The organism is Actinoplanes cyaneus, from assembly GCF_016862095.1.
In the GTDB taxonomy this organism is placed as follows: Bacteria; Actinomycetota; Actinomycetes; order Mycobacteriales; family Micromonosporaceae; genus Actinoplanes; species Actinoplanes cyaneus.
The window spans coordinates 1-2,491 of sequence record NZ_BOMH01000142.1; the positions used below are offsets into that span (position 1 = coordinate 1).

At 71.1% G+C, this 2,491-nt stretch carries 3 protein-coding genes; 2 read left to right on the forward strand and 1 reads right to left on the reverse strand.

Features of this window, described 5'->3' with window-relative positions:
- The coding region (locus Acy02nite_RS46015) for an FAD-dependent oxidoreductase (RefSeq protein ID WP_203756696.1) at nucleotides 1-183 on the reverse strand (183 nt) is incomplete at its 3' end.
- A gap of 318 nt (nucleotides 184-501) precedes the next feature.
- Between Acy02nite_RS46015 and Acy02nite_RS46020 the strand changes: the two genes are divergently transcribed.
- Nucleotides 502-1,158, forward strand: coding sequence for a helix-turn-helix domain-containing protein (locus Acy02nite_RS46020; protein ID WP_203756699.1), 657 nt, complete (start codon nucleotides 502-504; stop codon nucleotides 1,156-1,158).
- A gap of 237 nt (nucleotides 1,159-1,395) precedes the next feature.
- On the forward strand, nucleotides 1,396-2,430 hold the full coding sequence (locus Acy02nite_RS46025; RefSeq protein ID WP_203756708.1) for an AraC family transcriptional regulator: 1,035 nt from the start codon (nucleotides 1,396-1,398) through the stop codon (nucleotides 2,428-2,430).
- Nucleotides 2,431-2,491: the final 61 nt, after the last annotated feature.

Consider the following 2,491-nt stretch of genomic DNA (forward strand, 5'->3'; position numbering starts at 1 on the left):
GTGCAGGCCGAGGGCCCGGGGATGTACGCCCGGTGCGTCCGCCCGCTCCAGCACGACCGTGGACACCCCGGCCAGCCGCAGTTCGGCGGCGAGCATCAGGCCGACCGGCCCGGCCCCGACGATGATCACTTCAGTCTCGTTGCTCACGCCGACGACGCTAGGGAGGAAGCCGACCGTGGGCATTGATCCAGGACGACGACTAGTGGCTCACACCTCCCCGGGTGCGCGATGGCCGGGATCGGCTCACCGGCGCTTCGCCGGGTAAGTTGACGGCGTGATCTGCCCGGCCGGGACGGCGTCGCCGCCTGCGCGGCGGGAGTTTCCTGCGCCCTGGTGTGAACCAGCGCGTGAACGCATCGTCTTTCCTGGTGGCCTGCTATGGGAGGAATCCGCGTGAACGTTGTCGGTGATGTGGTCACTGTTGTCTCGGAGGACGTTCGCCGGGGGCATTCGGGGACCCGGGACCGGTCCGGTCAGTATCCGGGCCCGGCTACGACGACAGTGACGTCGCAGCTGGCGGAACTGGCGGAGTTCTCCGTGGTGGCCGATCCCTGCGGCGCGCGGCAGGTCGTCGGCCTGCGCCTGCCCGACGACGTGCCGCAGCCCGGCCCGGCGCTGCTCGTCCTGCATCACGGCCTGCGCCGGTTGCGCGGCGACTACGGTCCGCGGTCGGTCCACCTGCCCGGCACCGCGCCCGGCGGGACGCACGGTTACAGCGAGGCGTTCGGGGCCAAGGTCCGGTTCGGGAGCCGGTCCGCCGTGCTCCGGGTGCCCGCCGGGGTGCTGTCCGGTCAGGCCGAGCGCTCCGGCCTGGCCTGGCGGGTGCGGAACGCGCTGAGCGACCGGCTCGGCGTGCGGTCGACAGCGCTGGCCGACGTGGCGCGGGTGATCGCGCTGCAACCGCGCACGATCCAGCGTGCCCTCGCCGACGAGGGGCTCTCCTTCGCCGAGATCCTCGATTGCGTACGCCGGGAACGCGCCCATTGCTTGCTGACCGGCACCGAGCTGCCGCTGTCCGTGATCGCCACCCACCTGGACTTCGCCGAGCCGGCGGTTCTCAGCCGATGCGTCCGCCGGTGGTGGGGCCACACCGCCGCGACCCACCGGCGGCAGATTCACGAGGTGACACCCCGGCCGCCGGCGTCCGGTCACCAATAGGCCGATGCCAGTGGTCCGAGCCGGACGAGGATGACGGCTGATGATGCGTCTCCGGTCGCACGCCGGTGCACAGGAGCGGAGATGCCGGGTCGGCGATCGGCGACCGGGCCGGCAGCCGGGCCGGGAAGCGTATCGTCGATCACCGGTTCGCCGGGTTGCTTCGCCATGGCGACAAGCGTGCTGCTCACGACTGCCCGGGGCTTGTCTGCGGGCGACGAAGATTTGACCGGAGACGACATGAGCGTGATGGTGCGTGCGGCAGGTCTGCGCGGTCTCCCGGAACTCGTCCAGGAGCTCGGCGGCGACGCGGCGTCCATGCTCGGCCGGTTCGACGTGGTGCCGGCCGTCCTCGACAGCGCCGACGAGATGGTTCGGGCGCGGACGGCGGGCGAGGTCCTGGAGGCCTTCGCGGCCGAGCTGAACTGTCCCGACCTGGGGCTTCGGCTGGCCGCCCGGCAAGATTTCGCGGTGCTCGGCCGCCTGGCCACCGTCATCCAGCACTCGTTGACGATCAGCGACGCCATCGACGCCATCACCCGGTTCCTGTTCGTCCACAGCCCTTCGCTCGCCGTCACGGCCGAGCCCGTCGCCGACCGGCCGGAGCTGCGGTCGGTTCGCTTCGATTGCCTGATCGGCCCGCTGCTGCCGCAGGTCGCCGACCTGTCACTGGGCTTGCTGCATCGGGTTCTCGGGCTGCTGTCCGGGGGTGAGTACGGCTTGGTCGCCGTCCATCTCGCCCATCGGCCACCAGCGGCGTTGAACCGGTACCAGGAGTTCTACGGGGTGCAGACCCGATTCGACCAGCGGAGCAGCGCTCTGCGCATTGCGCGGACTGCCGGTGGCGTCCCGGTCACCGGCGCCGACCCGTTCGTCCGGGAGGCGTTGCGGGAGTACATGCGTCAGCACTACCCGAGCCCCGAGCTGCGCATCGAGGACGAGGTGGTGCGCCTGCTGGGTCAATCGATCGGCACCCGCTCGGCGAGCCTGCCGGAGATCGCTCGCCAGTTGCGGACCCACCCGCGGACCGTCGAGCGGCGGCTGTCACAGGCCGGTACGACCTTCGGCGAGCTGCGCGACGAGGTCCGTAAGGACGCCGCCTATCACCTGATCACCGCCACCGGGGCACCTCTGGGTCAGGTCGCCGCCATGGTCGGGCTGACTGATCAGTCGTCGCTGAGCCGGGCGGTCCGCCGCTGGTATGGCGTGAGTCCGCTGGGCTTGCGTCGCAGCCGTCTCGACCTGGCCGCCTCCGGGCTCGGGCGAGGCCGGTGAGCAAAATGCCGAAGGTGACAGCCCGCCCTCCCGCCTACCGGCTTCAGCACTGATCGATGCT